The 22,777-nt window shown below is 58.3% G+C and carries 29 protein-coding genes; 10 read left to right on the plus strand and 19 right to left on the minus strand.

Annotated features, from left to right (window positions below; genetic code table 11):
- The first annotated feature begins 2 nt into the window (after positions 1-2).
- Genes HF921_RS09275 through HF921_RS09285 form a run of 3 tightly spaced genes read left to right on the plus strand, consistent with a single transcriptional unit; the run spans position 3 to position 1,986 of the window.
- On the plus strand, positions 3-209 hold the full coding sequence (locus HF921_RS09275) for a hypothetical protein (protein WP_215892178.1): 207 nt from the start codon (positions 3-5) through the stop codon (positions 207-209).
- Positions 210-213: 4 nt separating this feature from the next.
- On the plus strand, positions 214-1,041 hold the full coding sequence (locus HF921_RS09280; RefSeq protein WP_064218645.1) for a hypothetical protein: 828 nt from the start codon (positions 214-216) through the stop codon (positions 1,039-1,041).
- 9 nt (positions 1,042-1,050) lie between these two features.
- Positions 1,051-1,986, plus strand: a complete 936-nt coding sequence (locus HF921_RS09285) for a DMT family transporter (protein ID WP_226834426.1) — start codon at positions 1,051-1,053, stop codon at positions 1,984-1,986.
- Between the two features lie 37 nt (positions 1,987-2,023).
- Here the strand turns inward: HF921_RS09285 and HF921_RS09290 are convergent, their stop codons facing one another.
- Complete coding sequence (locus HF921_RS09290) at positions 2,024-3,727, minus strand: 2-isopropylmalate synthase (protein WP_064218644.1); 1,704 nt, start codon at positions 3,725-3,727, stop codon at positions 2,024-2,026.
- Positions 3,728-3,868: 141 nt separating this feature from the next.
- Here HF921_RS09290 and HF921_RS09295 point away from each other — a divergent pair, with 141 nt between their 5' ends.
- The gene (locus HF921_RS09295; protein ID WP_215892179.1) at positions 3,869-4,354 is read left to right on the plus strand and encodes an Lrp/AsnC family transcriptional regulator; all 486 of its coding nucleotides are present in this window, start codon (positions 3,869-3,871) and stop codon (positions 4,352-4,354) included.
- Between the two features lie 57 nt (positions 4,355-4,411).
- On the opposite strand, the gene HF921_RS09300 is transcribed toward HF921_RS09295, so the two are convergent.
- The gene (locus HF921_RS09300; RefSeq protein WP_215879526.1) at positions 4,412-4,879 is read right to left on the minus strand and encodes a MarR family winged helix-turn-helix transcriptional regulator; all 468 of its coding nucleotides are present in this window, start codon (positions 4,877-4,879) and stop codon (positions 4,412-4,414) included.
- 68 nt (positions 4,880-4,947) lie between these two features.
- Between HF921_RS09300 and HF921_RS09305 the strand changes: the two genes are divergently transcribed.
- Together HF921_RS09305 and HF921_RS09310 are read left to right on the plus strand one after the other, a co-directional pair.
- On the plus strand, positions 4,948-5,427 hold the full coding sequence (locus HF921_RS09305) for a carboxymuconolactone decarboxylase family protein (protein ID WP_215893709.1): 480 nt from the start codon (positions 4,948-4,950) through the stop codon (positions 5,425-5,427).
- On the plus strand, positions 5,424-5,903 hold the full coding sequence (locus HF921_RS09310; RefSeq protein WP_215893710.1) for a GNAT family N-acetyltransferase: 480 nt from the start codon (positions 5,424-5,426) through the stop codon (positions 5,901-5,903). The genes HF921_RS09305 and HF921_RS09310 overlap by 4 nt, the downstream gene beginning before the upstream one ends.
- Here HF921_RS09310 and HF921_RS09315 read toward each other — a convergent pair.
- The 3 genes from HF921_RS09315 to HF921_RS09325 are packed head-to-tail and all read right to left on the minus strand — an operon-like array spanning position 5,881 to position 6,742.
- Positions 5,881-6,054 (minus strand): hypothetical protein, encoded by a 174-nt coding sequence (locus HF921_RS09315; RefSeq protein ID WP_215893711.1) that lies wholly within the window; start codon positions 6,052-6,054, stop codon positions 5,881-5,883. The genes HF921_RS09310 and HF921_RS09315 overlap by 23 nt on opposite strands.
- A 23-nt stretch (positions 6,055-6,077) precedes the next feature.
- A complete protein-coding gene (locus HF921_RS09320) occupies positions 6,078-6,509 on the minus strand; it encodes a TA system VapC family ribonuclease toxin (RefSeq protein ID WP_215850605.1) in 432 nt (143 codons plus the stop codon).
- Positions 6,509-6,742, minus strand: coding sequence for a type II toxin-antitoxin system VapB family antitoxin (locus HF921_RS09325; protein ID WP_215892183.1), 234 nt, complete (start codon positions 6,740-6,742; stop codon positions 6,509-6,511). Before HF921_RS09325 ends, HF921_RS09320 begins: the two co-directional genes overlap by 1 nt.
- Positions 6,743-7,010: 268 nt before the next feature.
- Between HF921_RS09325 and HF921_RS09330 the strand changes: the two genes are divergently transcribed.
- Positions 7,011-7,535 carry a methylated-DNA--[protein]-cysteine S-methyltransferase gene (locus HF921_RS09330; protein WP_215893712.1) on the plus strand — a complete coding sequence of 175 codons (525 nt, stop codon included), beginning with the start codon at positions 7,011-7,013 and terminating at the stop codon, positions 7,533-7,535.
- Here the strand turns inward: HF921_RS09330 and HF921_RS13540 are convergent.
- From HF921_RS13540 to HF921_RS09360, 6 genes are all read right to left on the minus strand, one after another.
- Entirely contained in the window at positions 7,532-7,936 is a 405-nt protein-coding gene (locus HF921_RS13540; protein ID WP_215893713.1) for a DNA-3-methyladenine glycosylase family protein, read from the minus strand. The genes HF921_RS09330 and HF921_RS13540 overlap by 4 nt on opposite strands.
- Positions 7,937-8,007: 71 nt before the next feature.
- The gene (locus tag HF921_RS09340; protein ID WP_215892187.1) at positions 8,008-8,304 is read right to left on the minus strand and encodes an Ada metal-binding domain-containing protein; all 297 of its coding nucleotides are present in this window, start codon (positions 8,302-8,304) and stop codon (positions 8,008-8,010) included.
- Positions 8,305-8,410: 106 nt separating this feature from the next.
- Complete coding sequence (locus HF921_RS09345; protein WP_064218692.1) at positions 8,411-10,792, minus strand: sucrose synthase; 2,382 nt, start codon at positions 10,790-10,792, stop codon at positions 8,411-8,413.
- Entirely contained in the window at positions 10,785-12,932 is a 2,148-nt protein-coding gene (locus HF921_RS09350) for an HAD-IIB family hydrolase (protein ID WP_215893714.1), read from the minus strand. Before HF921_RS09350 ends, HF921_RS09345 begins: the two co-directional genes overlap by 8 nt.
- Positions 12,933-12,934: 2 nt before the next feature.
- Positions 12,935-13,837 carry a PfkB family carbohydrate kinase gene (locus HF921_RS09355; RefSeq protein ID WP_215892189.1) on the minus strand — a complete coding sequence of 301 codons (903 nt, stop codon included), beginning with the start codon at positions 13,835-13,837 and terminating at the stop codon, positions 12,935-12,937.
- On the minus strand, positions 13,834-14,406 hold the full coding sequence (locus tag HF921_RS09360; RefSeq protein ID WP_064219417.1) for a mechanosensitive ion channel family protein: 573 nt from the start codon (positions 14,404-14,406) through the stop codon (positions 13,834-13,836). The genes HF921_RS09355 and HF921_RS09360 overlap by 4 nt, the downstream gene beginning before the upstream one ends.
- Before the next feature lie 217 nt (positions 14,407-14,623).
- On the opposite strand from HF921_RS09360, the gene HF921_RS09365 reads away from it, so the two are divergent.
- Positions 14,624-16,042 carry an MFS transporter gene (locus tag HF921_RS09365; protein ID WP_215893715.1) on the plus strand — a complete coding sequence of 473 codons (1,419 nt, stop codon included), beginning with the start codon at positions 14,624-14,626 and terminating at the stop codon, positions 16,040-16,042.
- Here HF921_RS09365 and HF921_RS09370 read toward each other — a convergent pair.
- Positions 16,039-16,428, minus strand: a complete 390-nt coding sequence (locus tag HF921_RS09370) for a group II truncated hemoglobin (protein WP_064219415.1) — start codon at positions 16,426-16,428, stop codon at positions 16,039-16,041. The two genes, HF921_RS09365 and HF921_RS09370, sit on opposite strands and share 4 nt — an antisense overlap.
- Before the next feature lie 196 nt (positions 16,429-16,624).
- Here HF921_RS09370 and HF921_RS09375 point away from each other — a divergent pair, with 196 nt between their 5' ends.
- Together HF921_RS09375 and modD are read left to right on the plus strand one after the other, a co-directional pair.
- The gene (locus HF921_RS09375; protein WP_215893716.1) at positions 16,625-18,091 is read left to right on the plus strand and encodes an NAD-dependent succinate-semialdehyde dehydrogenase; all 1,467 of its coding nucleotides are present in this window, start codon (positions 16,625-16,627) and stop codon (positions 18,089-18,091) included.
- A 58-nt stretch (positions 18,092-18,149) separates the two neighbouring features.
- A complete protein-coding gene (gene modD / locus HF921_RS09380) occupies positions 18,150-19,004 on the plus strand; it encodes a ModD protein (RefSeq protein WP_215892192.1) in 855 nt (284 codons plus the stop codon).
- Between the two features lie 52 nt (positions 19,005-19,056).
- Here modD and HF921_RS09385 read toward each other — a convergent pair whose 3' ends face one another.
- From HF921_RS09385 to HF921_RS09415, 7 genes are all read right to left on the minus strand, one after another.
- Positions 19,057-19,884, minus strand: a complete 828-nt coding sequence (locus HF921_RS09385; RefSeq protein WP_215893717.1) for an SIR2 family NAD-dependent protein deacylase — start codon at positions 19,882-19,884, stop codon at positions 19,057-19,059.
- 12 nt (positions 19,885-19,896) lie between these two features.
- Positions 19,897-20,121, minus strand: a complete 225-nt coding sequence (locus tag HF921_RS09390; protein WP_215850291.1) for a hypothetical protein — start codon at positions 20,119-20,121, stop codon at positions 19,897-19,899.
- Between the two features lie 10 nt (positions 20,122-20,131).
- On the minus strand, positions 20,132-20,437 hold the full coding sequence (locus tag HF921_RS09395; RefSeq protein WP_215850290.1) for a 2Fe-2S iron-sulfur cluster-binding protein: 306 nt from the start codon (positions 20,435-20,437) through the stop codon (positions 20,132-20,134).
- A 41-nt stretch (positions 20,438-20,478) separates the two neighbouring features.
- On the minus strand, positions 20,479-21,621 hold the full coding sequence (locus tag HF921_RS09400) for a DegT/DnrJ/EryC1/StrS family aminotransferase (RefSeq protein ID WP_215893718.1): 1,143 nt from the start codon (positions 21,619-21,621) through the stop codon (positions 20,479-20,481).
- Complete coding sequence (locus HF921_RS09405; protein ID WP_215850288.1) at positions 21,618-21,890, minus strand: hypothetical protein; 273 nt, start codon at positions 21,888-21,890, stop codon at positions 21,618-21,620. Before HF921_RS09405 ends, HF921_RS09400 begins: the two co-directional genes overlap by 4 nt.
- Positions 21,891-21,894: 4 nt before the next feature.
- Positions 21,895-22,107 (minus strand): putative nitrogen fixation protein NifT, encoded by a 213-nt coding sequence (gene nifT / locus HF921_RS09410; protein WP_215893719.1) that lies wholly within the window; start codon positions 22,105-22,107, stop codon positions 21,895-21,897.
- Between the two features lie 12 nt (positions 22,108-22,119).
- On the minus strand, positions 22,120-22,777 hold a 658-nt coding region (locus HF921_RS09415; RefSeq protein WP_215893720.1), incomplete at its 5' end, for a cysteine desulfurase family protein.

A 22,777-nucleotide genomic window follows, 5' to 3' on the forward strand; every position in this document is an offset into this window, starting at 1 on the left:
TTATGAAAAAGGAGACGTTACGCATCGTCCCCAAACGCCTGAAACCGCGCTCCGGCGTGCAGCCCACCAGGGTGGAAAGGGACCAGACGGTATACAGTCGCAAGGTCAAGCATCGCGGCCAGGCGGGTCTGGAGGAAGATTCTCATGCTGTGGCGACGATATCCTGTCGTCACAGCATGAGAATCTCCGTCGCTGCTTTCATCGGATAGTCCGGTGGCCACTTCTCTGAAACCACAACCCGTCGAGGCGGGATGGATAACGCGCTGGTGGCGTGACTCCCTGCTTTTACTGCGCGGTGCGCCCAGTGCTTTCGCCATGCTGTATCTAGTATTGCTGCTGTTGAACGTGGCCTGGCAACCGTTGATTCTGAGTATTCCCATCGCCTGCGGGATCATGGCCATCATTTTTGCAGTGGCCATGACGGTACACCAGGGCAACACGCACATCATGGATGTCGGGCGCAGTATCCGCGATATGCCCTGGTGGCCCCTGTCCCGCCTGGTGGTGGAAATTACGTTAATAGTGCTGGCGTTGCTCGTGCTTATGCTGCTTTTCCGGCACTATCTGGGGGCTATTTTGAGCCACGACCACATCTCCTCTGCCGCCACTCTGCATAATTTGCGCTCACCCGAATGGCGAAGCCTGCCCAAATGGCTGCGATCCCTGATGACCAATGGCCTGGGGACCGCGCAAACCATCTTGGGCAACACCTTTTTGCTGCTTTCCGTGGGGGTTATCGTGACGGGCATCACGCGCCAGGGGTATCTCGCCTTGCTTGCCGGTTTTCAGGCGGTGCTGGTCAATGTGCGGGTCTGGCTGGGGTTTTTGCTGGTGAGTGTGCTGCTGCAGGGCGCCATCACTTTTTTATCGGCGCGCCTGCATACCTTCGCGGCAGCATTGCTCGTGTCGATTTTGGGTGTCGCCCTGCTTCTGCTGGTGGGACTCTACGGTTGGTGTTTCGTGCGCGAGACCTTCGGGTTGCCCGGCGCGCAGGTGACCAAGCGTGTGGTGATTGCCGTGCGGCGACCTGCGGGGGCATAAGAAGTTTTGTTGTCCTTGACCAGAAAATCGACAGAACGAGCACAGGTAGCACTGTTACCCTTTGCCGCTCTTGCCCTGCTCTCCCTGATCTGGGGCTACAATTGGGTAGTCATGAAAGTCGCCCTCACCGACTGCCCGCCCCTGTTGTTTGCCGCCTTGCGCGTCTGGGGGAGCGTATTGGTGCTGATCCCGCTGATGCTGTGGATGAAGCGACCACTAGCCATGCCCTCTGCCCGCTACATCATCCCCTTTGGCTTATTGCAAACCACTGGTTTTATTGGCCTTGCCATGTGGGCATTGGAATATGGCGGAGCCGGAAAAATCGCCATCCTCGTCTATATGATGCCTATCTGGTTGATTGTCTTTGCCTGGCCAATTCTGGGCGAACGCCTGCATGGCTTGCAATGGCCCGCGCTGGCCTTGGCCCTGCTGGGTCTGACAGCCATTCTTCAGCCCTGGAATTTCAGTGGACAGTGGACGGGCAGCCTGCTGGCCCTCCTCTCTGGGATTTTATGGGCGGCATCCGCCCTCTGGCAAAAACGCCACGCGCCACCGGGTCTCGATCTGTTGAACAGTACGCTTTGGCAGGCCGCCTTTGGCGGTCTGGGTCTCACCGTGATCGCCCTGTGGATTGATCCCTTGGAGGTCCATTGGACGCCGCTGTTTATCGGCACCCTGCTTTATAACGTTCTTCCCGGCACCGCCTTGGCTTATTTTCTCTGGGCCTATGTCTTGCAAGAGCTGCCTTCCAGCATAGCCGGTATGGGAACGCTGGCAGTACCGCTGATCGGCGTGGTGGCCGCTTGGCTACAATTAGGTGAGCAACCAAGCGACTGGGAGGCCATCGGCATAATCGGTATTCTCATCGCTCTTGCACTGGTAAGCTGGCAGCACCTGCATCCGCGCCATGGTGACGATATCCTTCTCCCGACGGGTCAGGAATAACGCACTTTCAACTTTCATTGGCCATGATACGCGGCAATCAACGTACTTGCCGTTCTACCGATGTGCTCCATGTGTTGTCTTTTGCAACGGAGCGACCAATAGCGCTGAGCACCGCCTGCAAGGCGGCCTCGGTGGTATCCTCGCCAAAAGCCACGGCCGATGCCGCATGGCCATGGTCCACACTGATCCGGACGCACGCCATGGCGCGGGCGCGGGTACCGCTACCGAGGGCATGCTGGTCGAACTGTTCCACCTCGGCACGAACGCCCCAACGCTGGATCAGCGCATCGACCAGGGCGCCTACGGCACCGCTCCCCCTGCCCTGCAGAATATGCGGCTGTGCCTCCGGGCCCACCACCACGGTCGCGGCGACCTGCTCCCCTTCCCGGCTGAGACGATAGCGGCGCAGGTGCCAGTCCTCCGCGGACTGGCAATAATGGCCCTCAAACAGGGCGAAAATCTGCGCTGAGCTGACCTCACCCATCTCTTGTTCAGAAGCCGCTTGCACTACGGCGCTGAAGTCCTGCGCCAACCAGCGCGGCAAGGAAATACCGTGGTCGCGCTCCAGCACATGGGCGACGCCGCCTTTCCCTGACTGACTGTTGATGCGCACCACCTCCTCGTACTTGCGCCCCAGATCAGCGGGATCGACAGGCAAATAAGGCACCTCCCAGACGGCGTCTTCCCGTCCTCGCCGATGTTGCATGCCCTTGCGAATGGCATCCTGGTGACTGCCGGAAAACGCCGTGTAGACCAGTTCGCCAAACCAGGGATGGCGCGGCGGCACGACCATACCCGTACACGCGGTATAGATCTCAGCGATTTCCGTGCCCATGGACATATCCAGTTGCGGATCAATGCCCTGAGAGTAGAGATTCATGGCCATGGTGAGAATATCCATGTTGCCGGTGCGCTCGCCGTTGCCGAAGAGTGTGCCCTCCACCCGATCGGCACCAGCCAACACCGCCAGTTCCGCCGCCGCCACCGCGCAGCCGCGGTCATTGTGGTTGTGAACACTGATTTTCACATGCTCCCGCCCGCGCAAGTGGTCGCAGAACCATTCAATCTGGTCCGCGAAGACGTTGGGCATGGACGACTCGACGGTGGCAGGCAGGTTGAGGATCACCGCCTGCCCCTGGTCGGGCCGCCAGACCCCGTTGACCGCCTCGCAGACATCCACCGCATAATCCAACTCGGTGGTGCTGAAGCTCTCCGGCGAATACTGAAAGACCCATTCCGTCTCTGGATAGCGTGCGGCTCCGGCCTTCACCCACTCCGCGCCACGCACGGCAATGGCCTTGACGCCCTCCCGATCCAGGCCAAACACCTGCTCGCGCTGGGCGGGGTTGGTGGAGTTGTAGACATGGACGATCGCCCGCCGCACTCCTTTCAACGCCTCGTAGGTGCGGTCAATCAGGGCTTCCCGCGCCTGGGTGAGCACCTGGATGGTCACCTGCTCGGGGATACGGTCTTCTTCAATGATGCGCCGGACAAAGTCAAAATCGGGCTGGGAGGCGGCGGGAAAACCCACCTCAATCTCCCGAAAGCCCATGCGCACGAGCAAATCGAAGATCCGGAGCTTTTGCTCGACGCGCATGGGGGAGACCAGCGCCTGATTGCCATCGCGCAGATCGACGCTGGTCCAGACGGGCGCGTGGTGCATACGGCGGTTGGGCCAGCGCCGGTCCGATTTGTGAACGGGCGCAAAGGCGCGGTAACGGCGGTGGTTGAAAGTCCCCATGGTCCGATCTCCTGTGGCAAGTGACGATGGACGCAGTATAGGGAAGAAGTCGCGGCAGGTGCTTGCGAATTGGGGCCATAAAAGCGACTATGTCGCATGATTATTGCGCACTAATACCCATTAACGGAGTAATATTGTGTTATGAAGTCGAAAGCCCCTGCCATCGCATTGGATCGCTACGACCGCCGCATTCTGGAGGAGCTACAGCGCGACGGCGGACTCAGCAATCAGCGTCTCGCCGAGCGCATCGGTTTGTCCCCCTCCCCCTGCCTGCGCCGGGTACAGGCACTGGAAGAAGCCGGGATCATCCGCAAGCGCGTGGCTCTGCTGGATCCGCAGCGTCTGGGCCTGGCGCTGATGGTCCTGATGCACATCAGCATGGACCGCCATACCCCCGAGCGTTTCGAGCATTTTGAGGCAGAAATCAGTCGCTCGCCGGAGGTACTGGAGTGCTATCTCATCACCGGCCATGACGCGGATTACCAGATCAAGGTTGCCGTGCGTGATATGGCGCATTTTCAGGAGTTTTTACTCCATCGCCTGACGCGCATCGAGGGGGTGACCGGCGTGCATTCCAGCTTTGTGCTGCGCAGGGTGGTGGATACGACGGAGTTGCCGGTGTATTGATCACCGCGGGCGGTAAAGGAGCTAAGGATCTGACGTTCAAATCATTCACAGAAAATTTCATGCTGACGTGGCGACGCGAACCAGCCATTTTCGAAGTGCCGATTCCTCTTCACGGGAAAGCCCATCAGCCAGATGGCGCTCAATACCATGCACCCGCTCACGGCAGATCGCCAATAACGACTTGCCCGTCTCGCTGAGATCAATCTGCTGGATACGACCATGGTAATGATGCGGCTGGCGCACGATGGCCCCGGCGCGTTCCAGGTTGGCGACAATGGTGCTGACCGTTTGCGGGGTGAGGAGAGCCAGCCGCGCCAGATCGGCATTGGAAATGCCGGGATAGGCGGCCAGCATGGTGAGCACGGAAAATTGTGGAGGTGTTACACGCAGGTCGGCGAGCGCCCGTTCCACCCGGTGCCGGTACGCCCCAGCCGCCTGCCGCAGCAGGTAGCCCAGATAACCATTTTCCCCGCGTTTGCCTTCTCCCACTTGAGGGACGAGGGGTTTTGGCGCTGCGTCGTCCATATTGTAAGCACTCTAGATATATTGTTAGAGTCCTGATACTACCTGAACCACCTCATAAGGAACAAGCCATGTCCACGGAGCATGCCCGTATTGCCTACCTCTCCTTCACCAAGACCGCGCCCGAGGTGTACGCCGCACTACTGGCGATGGGAAAAGCGGTCGATGATTCCGGCCTAGAAAAACCCCTGACGGAACTCATCAAGGTACGGGTATCGCAAATCAACGGCTGTGCGTTCTGTATTCAGTACCACCTGAACGTCGCCCGTCAAATCGGTGTGGAACCGGTCAAGCTGGATCTGGTCGCGGGCTGGAGGGATGCCGGTATTTTTTCTGCACGGGAGCAGGCCGCTCTGGCGTGGGCGGAATGTCTGACGACGCTCGCGACCCAGGGGGCGCCTGACGCCGTCTATGAGACACTGCGGTCTCAGTTCACGGAAACAGAAGTGACCTTCCTGACGGTGGCCATCGGCGCCATCAATCACTGGAATCGACTGGGTGTTGGTTTGCGATTTTCGCCGCCGCCCCCTCGCACGGGGCGTCACGTATGATTCCAGTAGAGGACGGCCCGGAGAACAGCGGGGAGGTCTCCACAGCGGTCGAATTCCATTATGTCGATCATGAAGACAATGTCCTGGCCTGCTATCCCCTGATCCGGCAACTGCGGCCACACTTGGATTCTGAACGGGAATTTCTGCTGCGCTGGCAACAACAGAGTGCCCAGGGTTACCGCCTGCTGGCCCTGTGGCATGGCACCCAACTCGTGGGTCTTGCTGGATTCCGCGTGCAAGACAATTTGGTGCATGGCCGCTTTGTCTACGTGGATGACCTCGTCATTGATGCGTCCTGCCGTAGCCGGGGGTACGGGAAGATTCTGATGGAGCGACTAAAAGCCGAGGCCAAGCTTCTGGGCTGTGCCAAACTGCTGTTGGACGCAGCCATGAGTAATACACTCGGGCAGCGTTTTTATTACCGCCAAGGGCTGTTGGCTACGGCTTTACGCTTCAGCGTGGCGCTGCCAGAGTAACGCCGAAAACGACCGCATCCTTGTGCTGCGCCGCTTCTGGCTCAGTACCGCGCTCCTCACCGCCACGGTCATGCAAGTGCTCGACATCACTGAGACACGGGAAGGCGCGTCCATCCATCAACGCGATCAGGATCGTCGCCCTCGCGGGCACTGCGATCAGTGCGGCGAGAGCCCTTACCTAATTTTGTTTATGCATTGCAAACCGTTGCGCACGGCATTGGTCACTAAGCGATGGTCGAAGGTTGCCAGTTGGCCCTCATGGGCGCAGGCCAGCGCCAAGAGGTAGCTATCGGTAATCTGACCAGAAGTCAGCAGACGCGATGCGTCGATATGATCGACATCCAGTAGGCTGATGTCATCTGGCCAAAAAACATGGCCAGGTGACGCGCGCAATCCCTGGATCAGGGGTGCCACTGCCGCTGGTGTGCCTGGCGAATTTGGATAACGCGGATGACCCACAATGCGCAGCACAGCATTCTCTGTTAAGGGACAGGTAGCCCATGCGGGTTGCCCATGGGCTGCAAACCATTCATGAGCCATATCATGCTGAACATGCATGGGGTCGATGAGCGCAATCAGCACGTTTACATCGAGCAAGAAGATCATTATGGCAATTCGTCGCGCAACTGATTCACTATTTCCAGAGTCGCCGGGAGTGCATCCGGGCGCACCGGCAGCAAGGGAATCCCATTACGTGAATGACCACCAGAGGTGTTTTGTGATTGCAGAGCCTGCCGCAAAAGTGCTGAAACAACGGCACCTACAGGCTTATGCTGTAGATCAGCTAGCCCTTTCGCCGCCGCCAGTACGTCATCATCAATCGCCAGTGTGGTACGCATAGGCCGCTCACCTTGCATGTCATCAGACATCTAGCATCATACATCAAAATCATTGGACTGGCCATCAAGGAGAGTGGTGACTGTTCAGTCCGTAACCGGCTGAGAGCAATTTCCTTTGCGCTGCTACTGGGTGCCTTTATTTCCTGGCAATTTATTGAGTTTCATACGACATAGCGACTGAGGGGGTGACTTTACCGTCCAAAAGTGGCGAGCATTTGTCCGTATCCGGGTATAGCATCATTTCAGAATCCATATTTGGGAGATTTTCATGCTGAACGAATCGCTTCGATGGCAGTTGGATAGTGTCAGCACACCGTTGGGTGTCATGCTGCTGGTCACCGACGCGCAAAACATCTTGCGTGCACTGGACTGGGCGGACAGCGAGGCTCGCATGCTGGATCGACTCCGCCTGCTCTACGGCTCCGATGGGGTAACGCTGACATCGGGGACTGCGCCGCAGCCGGTTCGCAACGGTCTGGAAGCCTACTGGGCGGGTGATCTCAACGCCGTCTCCGCCATCCCCGTAGAAACCGCGGGCACCGAGTTTCAGCAGGCGGCCTGGGCCTGGTTGCGCAGCATTCCCGCCGGAGAAACCCGCAGCTACCAGGAACAGGCGAGGGGCATGGACCGGGCATCGGCGGTGCGCGCCGTGGGACGTGCCAATGGCGCGAACCCTATTGGTATCGTCATTCCCTGCCATCGCGTCATCGGCGCCAATGGCACCTTGACCGGGTACGCGGGCGGAATGGAGCGCAAACGCTGGCTGTTGCGGCATGAGGGTGGTGATTTTTAGGGCTGCGCCCACAAACGCATGGCCGCATAGGCCCGCCAGGGCCGCCATGCTTCGGCGAGCATCAGCATTTCTGCGGGGCTGGGGCGCCCACTCTCCGTTTCCAGCGCACGTAGTAGTCCCAGGTCTGAATGGGGGAAGGCGTCCGGATCACGATAACCGCGCATGGCGATATAGTGCGCCGTCCACGGGCCGATACCCGGCAGTTCGCAGAGGTTTTTGATGATGCCGTCGAGGGGATGCGCCGAAGCAGTCAGGCGGCCCTCTTGCATGGCCACAGCCAGAGCCTGCAGCGCCTTTTCTCTGGCCCGAGTTAGGCCGATAGAGCGCAGATCGGCGGCCACGACGGCGGCGGGTGTCGGGAATATTCTGGAGATTCCCGTGCCGTTTGAAAGTTGCGCCAATATTGACCGGACTGCACGGCCTCCACCCCAAGGATGGCACGACCTGCCAGAAATTCCAGCAGTGCCGCCAGTCATAAGGCGGGGTATAAGGCAGCTTCAAGGTGATACCCGCAGCCATGTCGCTCTTCGAAGCGGAAGTATGGCGCATCCGGGCGGCAACGCAAACAGGCTCGGAAGCCCAACTGCCGGGCTATCGCAGCGCTGGGTACAAAGAGACAGTTTTCCAGCTTGGGGGGTCGTGCGGGACATATCGGACGACAATAGATGCCCGTGGATAACACCGCCGTGTAGAACTTGCCGTCAAACCGCGCGTCTTTTGCCAGGACGGCGCGGTAGCACGCTTCGCGATTAAGGTCCGATGTATTCATAGTCCCTTTATAAGCTAGGCGGCAGCGGGCGTCTCGTCATTTTCGGACATCGATATTGAGGAGAGACGCCGTGTAAAATCAAATCCACACCATTTTTTATGTGCCCTCACGACTCCCCCAACGGCACCGCATGGGCCAGAGGCCGCCACTGCAAATGCTGAAACATCTGCAAATAGCGGCGGGCGGCGTGATGATCGGTTTTGAGCATGAAGCGCCAGAAGCCGAAAATCCGGGCCAATGTCATCATCTGCGTGGCGTAATTGCCCCAGGTATAGCGCGCGTTGACCCGCGCTAATGCGCCCTCGGAAATTGTCTCCCAGACACGGATATCGGCAGCAGCCGCTTCCAGGAAATCCGCCAGCTTTTCAGTCGCCTCCTGCTGGTTATTGGGGTCGATATGAAAGCCGGAAACACCGTCTTCGATGATTTCCAGGGGGCCGCCAAAGCGGGTGGCAAAAACCGGTAGACCAGAACTCATGGCTTCGATCACTGTCAGTCCGAAGGCCTCAAAGAGTGCGGGCTGGACAAAGCATCCACGGGTATCGCCAATAACCCGGTAGAGTTCCCCCGCCACACTTTTGTCGAGTAAAGCGCCTATCCAGCGCATCTGCCCGTCGAGTCGATACGCATCCATAATATCGTGCATCCTTTGGATTTGCGCCCTCTCCTCTTCGTCCTGAGAATTCTGCGGGTCGACGTGACCGCCGATGATAACCAGGTTGGCCAGTTTGCGCAGCCGTTCCGAGGCACCAAAAATCTCAGCCAGCCCGCTGAGATTTTTGATGTGATCCATGCGCGCCATACTGAAAATGATGGGTTTATCCCGATCCTTTAGTACGCCGCGACGATCCGCGGCGGGCTCCTCGCCAAAGAGCAACGCATCAATATCGTCGTGCAGAAAACGCAGGCGTTCTTTGCGGGAGGAATAGGGAAAATAATAGTGGGCGTCGGCCCCCGGAGAGACGATATTGAATTTGATATCGAAGACGTCAATCCCGTTTTCCACCCGATATAGTCCGGGGAGGCTGTAATTTTGATATCCTTCGTACTGGCCTACCTCGCGGTCATTTCCGGCGATTTCCTGATAGGTGCTGGTAATGATAATGTCGGCGGAGTTCATGGCGATGAGATCCGCGGTGAACTGGCAGGCGAAATGATGGCTGACATCGTGATCACGCCAGTAGAGATCGCTGTAGAGATATTTACTCTTCTCCAGCGCGTGGGCAATGTTGCATTGGGTGACATTCAGCCGCGCACTGAGGATGGTGGCCACCAGATTACCATCGGAGTAATTGCCGATAATCAGATCAGGACGACGACCAAATTCCGCCAGGGCCTCCCGTTCAAGGTCATCGGCATAGCGTTCCAGCCAGGGCCAGACATTGAAGCGGGATATCCACTGCGGCAATATTTCGCCATTGGGGTGGCGGAAAGGCACACGGAGAATCTGCACGTTGTCGGCGCCCTGGACGGGCTCCAGACGCTGGTCGCAGGAGGTGCCATCGGCATTGGGAATCAGGCGGGTGGCGATCAGAATACGGGGTACGATATCCACCCCCTGACGGGCCAGGCGCCCGCGCATTTCCTGTTCCAGCGCCCGCGCCTGATCGAGAATGTAAACGACCTGCCCGCCGGTATCCGGACGTCCGAGCACCTTGTCCTGCGCGAACCAGCCATGAATAGACACGATCAGTATTTTGGAGATCATGGGGATGCGGTCGATGAATGCTTGCAGACTCTCTGCCGAGGGGGCGTCCAAGAGATCCATCAGCAGGCGCATGGTCTCGCGCACCCGGCCGGCGGTGTCTCCCCAGCCAGGGGCGAAGCCGCGATGGGTCATCTCCACGGCAAACTCCGTCCACGGTTTGGTCTTGGGGAGCGTCGCCAGATACTGCACGGTCTGGCGTAGTGCCTCGAAATCCGGCGGCTGATCATGCACCATCAGTGATTGTCCGTTGAGCTTATGCACGGCCAAAAAGTCGAGAATGCTCTGGCGCCCCGTCTTGATGTTCCCAAACAGTTGCCCAGCCAGGCGGCGGTTCATATATATAAGCCCTTGTCCGATGGTGTCCTCATCTTGCAGGTGATAGGGGACAGCACGGAAATCCTCAAAATTCACGGTGAGTATCGGCTCCTGATCATTTGCGGGGAGCACCTGTTTTTCTTTGAAAGCCAAATAATCACCCTGCGTGAGTGTCTCCAGATCGAGCTGTTCCCGATGCAGGCGCAAATAGGTCCAGCGCCCAGGGCCGGGACGCCAGGCCAGATAAATCCAGGGTTCTGCGAGCACCGCCTCTTGCAGTCTGGAGAAAAACTCCTGCAACACCACGAGGTCTGCATCATTGCCGTAGTCTGCGGCAAAGTCGTCGATGGCCGCTTGCAAGTCGGTATAGAGCAGAAATGGGCGTTGCAGATTGAACAGATGTCGCAACAGCTCGGCAACACAATGGGGATTGTGGCTGATACAGCGGCGCAGATTGTCAGGCATGGGCTTCTTCTCCTGGGAAACGGTAGTGCTGGATGCCTTCAAGAATACCCCAGGCATGATGGGCACTGGCGAAATAGATGTGATGTTTATCTCTTAGTCCGTGTAGTTCCGGGCTGTGGTTGCCGACAATAACCCCACAAATTTCGCCGCCCATCATATCGGCGTCGTTGCCGGAGTCTCCCGCGGTAAGCACTGCATGCAAGGGCAATCCCCAGCGAAAGGCCAGGAAACGGATGGCGTGGCCCTTGGATGCCCGAATGGGCAACACATCCAGAAAGCAATTATGGGAAAGCACCACATGGGCGGCGATCTGCTGCTCATGCAAGCGCTGCTGCAGGTTTTTCGTCGTCGGTGGGCGCTTGGAGTCTACATAATAGCTTACCTTGAAGGCGCTCTGGGTGAATTTTTCCTGCAGGCGCAGGCCGGGCACCCCGGCCAGTGCCTGCAATACCCCTTCACGCCACCAGCGATAGTGCAGATGAGCGGCCCAGTCCTGATCCTCGCGCAGCTTGCTGCCATAGACGATACGCGTACCCACATCGGTGATGCAGATGTCCGGACAGGGGACCTGGTGTGCCGCGAGTATCTCCATGGTTTGTTTTAGATTGCGGCCGGTGGCCACGCCAAAGGCTACCCGGGGATGCTCCCTCAGCCATTCCATCAGCATGGCGAGCCCCGTCGGGTCGCCAATCAGCGTATTGTCGATGTCGGATATGAGCAGATGATCCGCCGTCGGTAAGGCACGGCGTATCCCCTGGCGGGCGGCGCACTCGCGGCGCAGCTGTTTGCGCTGACGTCGGAGGATACGTTCCACTTCCGCCAGATAACGACGCGCATGGGCATCCCAGCTATAGACCCGATGCACCCCCAGCAAGCCTGCCCGGCTGGCACGCTGCCAACGTTGGCGATCAAACAGCATTTGCCGGAGGGCGTCTTGTATCTCTCCGATATTCAGCGGATCCACCAGAATGCCGTTGCGACAGTAACGGATGATATCCTGCGGGCCACCATGCCGGGTGGCGATGACCGGCAAACCCGAGGCCGCAGCTTCCAGCAGGGTCAGGCCAAAGGGTTCAGTGAGTGCCGGGTTGATGAAAACACCCTTATAAATGGCCGCATAACGGTAATATTCGGGAATATCTTCCGGTTCATGGTGCTTGGGGAGGGCGACTCGCCCGTAAAGATCGTAATCGTCAAGGGCATGCAGTACGCTCTGAATCACCCTTTTCGCACCGTGCGGGAGCTGCCCAAGGTGGTCACGTTGGCCCATGACCAAAACCAGGTTGGCCTTTTCCCGTAAAACGGGGTCCGTGGCGTAGGCCTCAATCAAACGTTGAAAATTTTTACGCTCATCGGGGCGGGCAATGGCCAGAATGGGGGGCTTGCGCGGTGCCTCCAAAAAACGGCGTAAGTCGGGCAGCAGCGGTGAAGAACGCTGCCGCCCTGGTCGGGAAAACCGTCGCAAATCCACACCCGGCGGCAGGATCTTGAAATGCGCCCGCACGGCGTTCTCGTACAGGCCATACTGTTCCTCCACTTCCTGACGAGTGCTGGCCAGAACCACGGACGCTTCACTGAGTACGGATTCTTCGGCGGCGATGCGTCGCGGGAAACGAAACTGCCGGTCGATACTTTCCACCTTACGACCGGTAGTGATCAGCCTTTCCCGCTTATCCCGCCCCAGGGAATGACCGGTGTGAATGAGCGGAATGCCCAGCAGGCGGGAGAGGCGCACCCCTACGTAACCCGCATCGGCATAGTGGCTGTGGATGATATCGGGAATACAGTCTTCACTACGGATAAAATGCAGCGCACTGTCCACAAAAGTATCCAGGTAATCCCAGAGCCGCTCTTTTTGCAGGTATTTATGCTCTGGCCCGGCAGGCAGACGAATAATTCGCGCGCCGGATGCCAATAGTTCGCGCGGTTCTCCATAAATGGGATTCATGCCGGGATCGCTAAAGCGACGCGTGAGAAGGTCGATCCGGGTGACACGCGGGTCCCGTGCCAGCGCCTGTATTTCGTCGAGGACATAGCCAACCTGGCCGCCGGTATCTGCATCGACCCCGAGTTCCGGGGTTCCGCAAATGCGGCCGTGGATACTCAGCATCAAAATGTAAAGACCCTGGTGGTCCGACAAATTTAATCCTCCTTAGTCCATCGCGCCATTATGGTCCGATAAAACTCGGGTTGATCCGGCATGGCGCCGGATGACGCACAAATGGCCGCTGCCAATTCCCCAGCCCTCTGCAATCGCCGTGGAATGGCATCGCCGTGAAACAGGCTCCAGAGCCAGCCTGCGGCAAAGGCATCCCCAGCCCCGACGGTGTCCTGGACAGCAGTGGAGACTGCTTCCGCCTCGTAAAAATTGGCCCCATCCCCATAAGCGGCACCTGCAGCGCCGCGGGTCAGCAAGACGGCCTGCACATCAAAATGCCGGGCCACCATCTGCATCGCTTCCCGCAGGGTCGAGGCTGGAGAGAGTTCGTAAGTACGAATGATCTGTTCCAGTTCCTCCATATTGCATTTCAGTATAGACGAACCCTGTATGACTTCGGTCAGCAATTCCTGATTCCACCAGGGATCGCGCAGATTGATATCTACAAAGCGCCACTGGGCACGAGCGCGCAACTGACGCCAGGTCGCCCGCGACGGCCCGTTCTCCCGCAAGGCGAGACTACCGTGATAGAGCCAGGGAATGGCGGGGATCATGCCGGAGGACAAACGAATGGCATCGTAAGCCTGATGCGGCAGAATTTCGAAGTGGTGCCCCTGCCGGACGTCTGCCGTCACCCGTACCCGACCGGTGGGAAGCAACGCGTCCTCCGTCACTTCGTCCGTGGACATCCCCCAGTCCCGCATGTGCTGCAAGATGTGTTGCCCCGAGGCATCCCGTCCCACCCTGCTGACAAAAACGGACGCCACACCCAGCGCATGGAGGTGTTGCGCGACATTGAAGGGCGCGCCACCCAGTCGTCGCACATCTCCGAAATCGTCGATCAGACACTCGCCGAAAATAACGCCGATGGGCGCGTCTGCATTCATGGTACGGTCTTCTCATTCGCGCCGGCTTTTTTTTTGACATCGGGCAAGCGACGAATAATGCGTTGGAAAAAGAGATTATTGGGTATCACCACAATCTGGCCGTCATCCTGGCGCAATTCGGTAAACATGAGATTTTCTTCAATGACCTCACCGGTCAGTGATTCCGGGAATATCTCGATACGTTGCCCCAACTGTAAGGGCTGCCAGAACCAGATAAAAAAGCGCGCCGTAATGTTGCTGACCATGGCCCATACGGCCAGCATACCGACGCCAATCACCGCCAGTAAGCTGACAAAAGTGGTCCAGACGGCAGTGACGTCGACACCCCAGACCCGCAGTACGACAACCCAGACAATGAGCCAGAGAAACCAGGTGGTGATTCTCTGGAGCATCACGCCATAGCCGCGTGACATGGCCCGTCGCCTGCCAAGAAAGTCCATAAGATGAACAATTACACTGCCATACCAGCGTAATATCAGAAGGCTGCCCGCCACGATCAGCAGGGTATATATCAGCCGGTGCAATAACCATTCGGGGTTCGTCGTCAGCCCGTGGAAAATCATGCTCATACATCACTCCCCTCTGCTTTATTTTTTACCATAACGTAGCGAACGCAGACGGGCAAATCCGCGCCCGCCGGGCGTCATGCCCACGGTAATCCATGTTTGCGAAATCCAACGCCATATTATTTGTCAGGGAACCAACGGAGCAAAGGCCTATCAGATAAGGTATACACCTCGCACGATACCGTAAATGGCGGCCCGACAAACGACACCAGGAGAGGTCATGGCAGACACCCGGAATCTCGGCACCATCATGGGCGAGAAGGTTATTGCCGCTCGCATTCAACTGGCACGCGAACACCTGGATCGCTTGCGCGCCATCCTGAAGGAGCCCGGTCGCTGGATATCTGTCTGGTTTTTGGCCTATGCCCTGCTGGGGGCGGTTTCCTCCGGGCTGCTGCCTATTCTCTTGCCCCTGATGATTGTCACCCTCACCCATCATCTCAGTTGGGTTGCCTACGTCATGGGCGGATTCAACCTCGGACTGCTGACTTCACCCTTGTGGGGGGGCGTGGCCGACAGCAAACACCTGCATCGCCCCATTTTTTTTGGCGGCTTTCTGGTATTGCTGATGGCGCTGGCCGCCATGCCTTTTCTGCCGGGTATCCTCACCTGGAGTGGACTCTCGCTGCTCGCCGGCGCGGGAACCTCCGCCGTGGCGACCATGGCCAGCCTGTTCATCGTCGAGTTCGACCCCCAAAATGAATGGGAACCTCGGCTGGGCTGGCTGCAAACTTTTAATGGCGGCGGGCAGGTCGGCGGACTTCTATTGGCCGGCATTTTCGTCAGTAATTTCAAAGTCGGTCTGATCTGCGCGGCCTTGGCATTGATTCCCGCTATCTGGTTAGGGGCCAAGGGCTTGCCTACCGCTGCCAGACATCACGGTTGGGCGGCGGAAGTGGGTGATCGCATGCGGCGCGACCTGGACTGGCGCTTCCTCGCCAATTTCGGGCGCCCGGAACTGCTGGGAGGTGGTCTGCTACGCTTTTCACATCATCTTTCATTGCATGGTGCGCGCCGATTGGGCGACGTCCTGCATACCCGCTTTGGTCGCTTTCTCCTTTCCTGGTTTGCCGTAGCTTTTGGGGTCGCCGCGTTCTTCGCCTACTTTCCTGTGGCCATGCAGAAAGCCTACAGCGTAGCCCCGGCACTGACCTCCAGCGTCTACGCCATGACCGCCGCCGTCGCCTTGGTATTGTATTCAATGGGTGGGCAGTTGTCCGGACGTTTTGGTGCCGGAAGGGTATATCGCTGGTCTTTGATGCTCCGTTTTTTGGGATTTGGTCTGCTACTGCTGGTATTTTTTCTGCCCATACCCCGGACGCTGATTGCCTTGGCAGGCTTCGTCCTGATTATTATCGCCTGGCCACTGCAGAGCATTTCCGGAACCACTCTGACAGCACGGCTCACGCCTTTCAGTCAGGGCGAGGCGATGGGACTTTTTAACGCCAGTGGCGCAGTGGCCACGGTGATGGGTACCTTTCTGGCCGGTCCGCTGGTACATCTCATCGGTTACCCATCCCTATCCGCCCTGGCTCTGGTCGGCATCCTGCTCGGCTGGCTGATGGGGCATGGATTGCAAGCCTCAGATGCCGCGCCGGCCCGTCCCGATGATTTATTGGCGCAGAAAGCGCAGTCCTAGCAATTCCGCATGAAATCAGCCGTGCGTTGAAAGGCACCTTGCAGGTGGGCATAGAGTTCGGGCTCCATCTCTACGTCATGCATGGCCCGAAGCATGCAGGCCATCCACTGATCCCGCGCCTGATCATCCACCGGGAAAGAGCCATGCCGAGCCCGTAAGCGGGGATGTCCGAAACGCTGCACATACAGGTCAGGCCCGCCCAACCAGCCGGACAGAAACAAAAAAAGTTTCTCCCTCGACGCGGAAAGATCTTTCGGGTGAATATTCCGCAACGGAGTTTGCCACTGCGCCTCGCTATCCATCAGATCATAAAATCGCTTGACCAGCTTGCGAACGGCCTCTTCACCACCAAGGCGGGCGTAGGGCGTATTTTCAGGTTCAGGCATCAATAGGTCTTGCTCCACAGTGGGTGTATAGAGGCCAGTGTGTTGATGATACTTAAAAAGTGCGGGGCATGACTTTTTTGCGCTTTATCAATACCTGCGCTACAGTCAATCCGATACAATCTGAGTCGCAAGCGTACCCTCTTTGGACGTTATTCGGCAACATCCCGGCTACCGTCCATTGCCCACAGGAAAATTCATGCCCCTTGCACCGACAGCCGCATTCATCAATGGATGCTGGACAGACCTCGGCATACACTTTGTGGTGCGCAGCCCGGTCAATCAACAGGTGCTCGCCGAAGTGTCCGATTGCGGAACTCGGGAGGGCGAGGCGGCGGTGCAGGCGGCAGTGCTCGCTTTTGCGAGCTGGCGCCAAACTGTCGTCTACCGGCGCGCGGCCATTCTCAGCCGGTGGGCGGACCTCATCCAGATTCATGCAGAAGACCTCGCCCGCCTCATCACCTGGGAGATGGGTAAACCCATACGCCAGAGCCGTGCCGAAATCAAAACCGCGATCGCCTTGGCGCGCTGGTATGCTGAGGAATGCAAGCGCATCACCGGCGAAAGTATCCCCTCCCAGTTTCCAGACAAGCGCTTGCAGATCTGGAAAGTACCGATTGGTCCTGTATTCGCCATCACACCGTGGAATAGTCCGGTCTCCATGGTTGTTCGCAAGATAGCGCCGGCGCTGGCGGCCGGCTGCACAGTCATCCTCAAACCCGATGAGCAAACGCCGCTCTCCGCATTGAAGCTTGCCGAACTCTGGGCCGAGGCGGAAGGACCCGCAGGCACTCTTCAGGTTCTCCCCAGCTCTGATCCCGCCCCCCTGGCGGAACGACTGATGGCTGACCCGCGCATAGCCAAGTTGAGCTTTACCGGTTCCACGGGGGTCGGGCAAAAGCTTTATGCGCAGGGATCGCCGACCATCAAACGGCTTTCTCTGGAACTGGGCGGGCACGCTCCGGTGCTTATTTTTGCCGATGCGGACATCGCCGCGGCGGTGGCCATGACCATCCATGCCAAATTCCGCTATGCCGGTCAGTCCTGTGTCGCCGCCAACCGCTTGTATGTGGATGATGCGATCCTGCCGGAGTTTACCGCACGCTACCTCGACGCGGTAAGTCATCTCAAGATCGGGGATCCCTTTGCAGAGGACACCGACATCGGGCCGCTGGTTTCCGCAGCCGCTGTCCAGAAGTTTAAAGCGCAATTGCAGGATGCCCTGGACCGCGGTGCGAGACTTCTGTGCGGAGGTGATGCACAAGGCCTGTGGTGCTCCCCGACCCTTCTCGCCGATCTCGATCCGCAGAGTCATATATTCCACGAAGAAAGCTTCAGCCCCTTGCTGCCCATACAAGGGTTTCGCAGCGAAGCGGAAGCTATCGCCCGCGCCAATGACACCTCCTATGGCCTGGCCGCTTATCTCTGGACCCGCGATCTCGGACGCGCATACCGCGTCGCGGAGGCGCTGCAATGCGGTATCGTTGGCGTCAATGACGGGTCTCCCGCCACCCCGCAAGCGCCTTTCGGCGGCAACAGGCTTTCCGGGCTGGGCGTCGAAGGTGGCAAATGGGGGTTGGAGGAGTATTTGCAATTGCGCTATGTCTCTTTCCAGTTGCCGCCCGCGCCAGCGACCGGGGATATACTCGCCTGCCAAATCGGGTAACGAAAGTTGATGGCATGAAAACCAGTCTGCGTAATCATTCGCTGTTAGGGGCTATATCATGTACTTCTCTCCGCAGGAAATTGCCGCACTCATCCAGGAAGACCAGCCTTTCCTGGATCTCACCACTCACATGCTGGGTATTGGCGGCAAGGCGGCGGTCATGTGTTTTCGCTGTCGTCAGGACATCACGGTCGCCGGGACCGAACTGGCCGCACAGATACTGGACGCCTGCGGCCTTACCATGACCGAAAGTCAGCCGTCGGGCGCGTTGGCCGCAACGGGAAGCATCCTGCTGGCTGCGGAAGGCCCCGCAAGTGCTGCCCATTCTGCCTGGAAAGTGGCGCAAAATCTGTTGGAGTATGCTTGCGGCATCGCGACTTATGCCGGGCAACTGGTGCAACAGACACAGAGCGTCAACCCCCAGGTGGCTGTTGTCGCCACCCGCAAGAATATTCCGGGGATACGCCGCTTTGCGGCCATGGCCGCCCTCGCCGGGGGCGTCATGCCGCACCGGCTGGGTCTTTCGGAAAGTGTTCTGGTGTTTGACCAGCACCTGGCCTTTTTAGGTGGTTTATCGCCTTTCTTGCAGCAGTTGGCGCAATACCGGAGACGGGTTCCCTCCAGCAAGATCGTGGTGGAAGTGCAAAAGACGGATCACGCCCTGACGGATGCATTGGCACTGGCTCAGGCCGGGGTCTCCGGCATCCAGTTTGACAAATTACCCCCCGGACTCTTGGCGGGAATTGCCGCGCAACTGCGCCTTGTAGCACCTGAAGTCATGTTGTTTGCAGCGGGCGGAATCACCCTTGCGAATATTCAGTCCTATGCAGCAAGCGGTATGGACGCCCTCGTGACCAGCGCCGTTTATCACGCCACACCGGCAGATATCGGTGTGGAAATCCGCCCCGCATAAGACCCGTGATTCCCGCGCCTCAGGGGATTTTGATCAGCATGGCGCGCGCCCGCTATCCCGCCTTAGCCACGGCGGCCCCGTCCAGCAACACGCTGGAGGGCATCTGGAGCACCTGAATCCCCTGCTCGCGAACAAAACGTGTTTCGTTCCGGGTCAGCGGTGCCTCTATCAACGCCCAATGACGATCCGCTGAACGCTTCATGATCTGGCGGGCGAAATTACGCTGCAACTGATCATTGAAACGGCATCCGACAAAAAGAAAATGGTGCCCGGTGCGGATTTGTTGGACGATTTCCGGAATAGGCGTCTGAATATCAATTTCCGTCAGCACTTCGACAAAGTCCGTATCGGAAACGAGGTAATTGTTGGCCGGACTTTGTGAGCCCCAAGGTTCATAGAGTATCGTGTCCCATTGGGCAGCCACTGCGGCTTCAACTGGTTGACCAGCGGCATCCATATATCCCGTCCAGTGGCCGAAATGCTCGGTCTGACTGAGTCCCTGGATACGTCCCCAGCGTGTACCCTGTTCGGCCAATGCCTTGGCCATGCCGTTGTCGTACCAGAGGTGAACGATCAACGGGAGTTTTCGGGCAGCCAGGTCGCGCTGCAAAGGATGGAGCGGCGGATCCTCGGCAAAGGTCTTGTCCATCATGCCCACGAGGGTCTTGCGATGCTTGAAGTTCTCGATATATTGCGCGGCCCCGGTGAGGTTGCGACGAACCTTGTGGGGTACCGTCACCTGGCTGCTGAGCACTTCCGCCAATGCCGGCAACTCGCTGGGCAGCGTGGCCCCGACCTCCGGCAACAGACCAGGACCGAGATAAGGAATGATGCGCCCTTCCGCAAGGCCGCTGAAGATTTCCGAAAGATCCTTGTCCATAGTTATACTTCCTTATGTAATGGGGGAAAGAACCGCGGCTTTAATCTGTTCGATGACCGCTGGTTCGAGGCGAAAAACGCCCCTTCCCCCGGAGAGCGATTCATAACCGTTGGCAGAGTGTCGGCTCAGCGCATTGAACCAGTCCTGAGGACTGGTTCCGCTGGGACACTCGCCGATTTCCCGCACAGTGCCATCGTTGGCAAAACGTGCATGAATGATAACGAGCGACTGTTCCATCACATTCTCCTTATAAGCCCGAGGAAAATCCCAAAAGCTCGATGACAACATCCTCTTCGCCGATCATGGCCTGACAGGCCAGACGGGATTTGCTGCCGACGCCAACGATGGTATCCAGGCGCTCATTTTCCAGACGCTGGATTTTAGACACGCTCTTTCGCCCTTCCTGAACGAAAATATGGCAACTATCGCATTCGCCCTTGCTTTCGCACTTCAGAACCATAGGCTCACCGGCGGCGATCACCGCGGCGGCGAGACTGGCTCCCACGGGCATCTCGACGGTTTTACCACTGGGTTTGATGGTGATAATGGGCATTAAATTTTCTCCTCTATTAAAATGAACATGAAAACAACACACTAATAAATAGCGGCACCAGCACCCACATTGACGGATGCATCCTTCAAGGTTTCGATGATAAAGGCGATTTCCTCTTCTCCCAGGCGTGGGTGAAAAGGCAGGATCAGGGTGCGATCGGACACCCGCACGGCGGTTGGACAACGACCGCCACCGCGCTCGCGATAATAGGATTGCGTATGCATGGGTAGGCAGTAAGAGGCAGCCTCGATGCCCTGGGCGCGGAGATCGGTGACGATGGCATCCCGACTGCTGCGGCTGAATCGGGTGCCGAGATGTACTTCGTACACAAACCAGTGCACCGCGGTGGCGTCCGGCCCATGGTAGGGATCCTTGATACCTTCAAAAGACTTCATGTACTCAAAGTACAGTGCTTCCACCTGCTGCCGGCGTTGCAAAATGCCGTCCAGACGGGCGAGTTGGACCAGCCCGATGGCGGCCTGAATATCACTCATTTCTGCCTGTAGGGGCGGACGGGTGGGCGCCACCACCGAGCCCCGCTCACTGATGCCACGCGCGCGGTATTGGCGCAGACGGCTGATAGTTTCGGTATCGTCCGTGACGATCATGGCGCCCTCGCCACAAACCAGGGCAGAGGGCTGGGCAAAGGCAAAAATAGCGCTGTCCCCGAAGCTGCCGACCACTTTGTCCTGATAACGGGAGCCGATAGCCTCCGTCGAATCTTCCAGCAGCAGCAGGCCGTTTTCGTTGGCCGTCGTGCGCAGTTCCCGCCAGAAGGCGGGATGCCCCTTGGTATTGCCGGCGAGAATCGCCCGGGTTTTCTCCGTGATCAGGGTCTCAGTCCCTTTGGGGGAGATCGTGCCGGAGTAATAGTCGATATCGGCAAACACCGGCTGAGCCCCGTACCAGGCCAAGGCGTGGCCGATCTGCCACCAGCTATAGGGTGAGAGGATGACTTCATCGCCGGCCCTGAGCTCGTAGGCGCGCAGACAGAGCATCAGGGCCAAAGTCGGACTGGAGACGGCGACGGCATAGCGTCGCCCGTGATAGGCAGCAAAGGCCGCTTCGAAGGCCTCCACCCGTTCCCCGGCGCTGATGCGGGTGGAACGCAATACGGCCTCTACGGCCTCCAGTTCGCCGGGGCTGATGTCCGGGTCAGAGAGAGGGATCTCGAGCGCGGTCATGTCGTACCCAGGTGCATGGCGAGCAGCAGGCCCGTTGCCGCCAGGGAATCTGTCGTGACCTTCCAGCAGTGGTCGCGGGTATCCAGCAGATGCAGGTCAAAATATTCACCGGCACGGAAGGGTTCGTCGCTGACATCACAGGCTGGGCATTGGGTAATGGGCAGCCCGGGGAACTGCGCGCGCAGAATGGGCAGAACCCCTTCGCCAGACCGGCAGAGCGTCTGACCCAGATCAAATAGCACCGCGATATCCTCATCAGTCAATTTCATGATCTCAGCCCTCCTCCAGACGCCGCGCCTCTACGGTGATGGGCAGACGGGTATCGCTGGGCATCTCCGGTAATTCCAGGCGCCAGCCGTTAGCCAACGTCACCACCCCGCCCCACAGTTCCGGCTTCTGACACTCGGTAATAGGTTCTTCAAGATCCTTCTTGGGCACATACGCCGTCAGCTCACCGGCGGCATTTTTACGAATCATCACCTTCATGGGGTATTCCTTTCAGTGTGCACAAGAAATTGCGGCACCAGCCGCCGTCATCGGTGGCATGTCCATCATGCCCAACAGGATGCCTGGTAATACGCGGAGCACCCGTTCCACATCCTCCGACCGGTTCAGGCGTCCAAAGGAGAAACGCAGCGAGGACAGCACCGCAGTTTTAGAAAAGCCCATGGCTGTCAGTACATGGGAGGGTTCCTGCCCGCCCGCGGCGCAGGCGGCGCCAGCGGCCGCAGTAATGCCCTCCTGTTCCAGGCGATAGAGCAGCTCTTCACTATCCAGAGCGATAAATCCGATATTACTGGTATTGGGCAAACGCTCGGCATCCTGCCCGTGGATACGCGCGCAGGGCATGAAGGCCAACAGGCCTTGTTCAAAATGATCGCGCAATCCCTGCAGGTGGCGAGCCTCGTGTTCGATATTGGTGAGCAGGCGAACAGCCGCCGCAAAGCCAATAATACCTGGAACATTCTCAGTGCCGCCCCGTCGTCCCCGTTCCTGATGGCCATGAAATAATGGTGGTAAGGCAATGCCTTTGCGGACAAAGAGCGCCCCCACCCCCTTGGGCCCATGAATCTTATGCGCGGAGCAGGACAGGAAATCCACACCGGATGCGGCGGCATTCACCGGCAGCTTGCCGAGGGCCTGAGTCGCATCCGTA

This window comes from Acidithiobacillus ferriphilus (assembly GCF_018854775.1).
Taxonomy (GTDB): domain Bacteria; phylum Pseudomonadota; class Gammaproteobacteria; order Acidithiobacillales; family Acidithiobacillaceae; genus Acidithiobacillus; species Acidithiobacillus ferriphilus.

Bases quoted from the DNA above. Each gene is read 5' to 3' on its own strand.
- HF921_RS09290 (WP_064218644.1), bottom strand. From the start codon at position 3,727: ATGGGGACTTTCAACCACCGCCGTTACCGCGCCTTTGCGCCCGTTCAC.
- HF921_RS09300 (WP_215879526.1), bottom strand. From the start codon at position 4,879: ATGGACGACGCAGCGCCAAAACCCCTCGTCCCTCAAGTGGGAGAAGGC.
- HF921_RS09320 (WP_215850605.1), bottom strand. From the start codon at position 6,509: ATGATCTTCTTGCTCGATGTAAACGTGCTGATTGCGCTCATCGACCCC.
- HF921_RS09330 (WP_215893712.1), top strand. From the start codon at position 7,011: ATGCTGAACGAATCGCTTCGATGGCAGTTGGATAGTGTCAGCACACCG.
- HF921_RS09370 (WP_064219415.1), bottom strand. From the start codon at position 16,428: ATGCCTGAACCTGAAAATACGCCCTACGCCCGCCTTGGTGGTGAAGAG.
- nifT (WP_215893719.1), bottom strand. From the start codon at position 22,107: ATGAAGGTGATGATTCGTAAAAATGCCGCCGGTGAGCTGACGGCGTAT.
- HF921_RS09365 (WP_215893715.1), top strand. From the start codon at position 14,624: ATGGCAGACACCCGGAATCTCGGCACCATCATGGGCGAGAAGGTTATT.
- HF921_RS09310 (WP_215893710.1), top strand. From the start codon at position 5,424: ATGATTCCAGTAGAGGACGGCCCGGAGAACAGCGGGGAGGTCTCCACA.
- HF921_RS09385 (WP_215893717.1), bottom strand. From the start codon at position 19,884: ATGGACAAGGATCTTTCGGAAATCTTCAGCGGCCTTGCGGAAGGGCGC.
- HF921_RS09400 (WP_215893718.1), bottom strand. From the start codon at position 21,621: ATGACCGCGCTCGAGATCCCTCTCTCTGACCCGGACATCAGCCCCGGC.
- HF921_RS09390 (WP_215850291.1), bottom strand. From the start codon at position 20,121: ATGGAACAGTCGCTCGTTATCATTCATGCACGTTTTGCCAACGATGGC.
- HF921_RS09325 (WP_215892183.1), bottom strand. From the start codon at position 6,742: ATGCGTACCACACTGGCGATTGATGATGACGTACTGGCGGCGGCGAAA.
- modD (WP_215892192.1), top strand. From the start codon at position 18,150: ATGTACTTCTCTCCGCAGGAAATTGCCGCACTCATCCAGGAAGACCAG.
- HF921_RS09275 (WP_215892178.1), top strand. From the start codon at position 3: ATGAAAAAGGAGACGTTACGCATCGTCCCCAAACGCCTGAAACCGCGC.
- HF921_RS09295 (WP_215892179.1), top strand. From the start codon at position 3,869: ATGAAGTCGAAAGCCCCTGCCATCGCATTGGATCGCTACGACCGCCGC.
- HF921_RS09360 (WP_064219417.1), bottom strand. From the start codon at position 14,406: ATGAGCATGATTTTCCACGGGCTGACGACGAACCCCGAATGGTTATTG.
- HF921_RS09305 (WP_215893709.1), top strand. From the start codon at position 4,948: ATGTCCACGGAGCATGCCCGTATTGCCTACCTCTCCTTCACCAAGACC.
- HF921_RS09340 (WP_215892187.1), bottom strand. From the start codon at position 8,304: ATGAATACATCGGACCTTAATCGCGAAGCGTGCTACCGCGCCGTCCTG.
- HF921_RS09405 (WP_215850288.1), bottom strand. From the start codon at position 21,890: ATGAAATTGACTGATGAGGATATCGCGGTGCTATTTGATCTGGGTCAG.
- HF921_RS09395 (WP_215850290.1), bottom strand. From the start codon at position 20,437: ATGCCCATTATCACCATCAAACCCAGTGGTAAAACCGTCGAGATGCCC.
- HF921_RS09345 (WP_064218692.1), bottom strand. From the start codon at position 10,792: ATGCCTGACAATCTGCGCCGCTGTATCAGCCACAATCCCCATTGTGTT.
- HF921_RS09355 (WP_215892189.1), bottom strand. From the start codon at position 13,837: ATGAATGCAGACGCGCCCATCGGCGTTATTTTCGGCGAGTGTCTGATC.
- HF921_RS09375 (WP_215893716.1), top strand. From the start codon at position 16,625: ATGCCCCTTGCACCGACAGCCGCATTCATCAATGGATGCTGGACAGAC.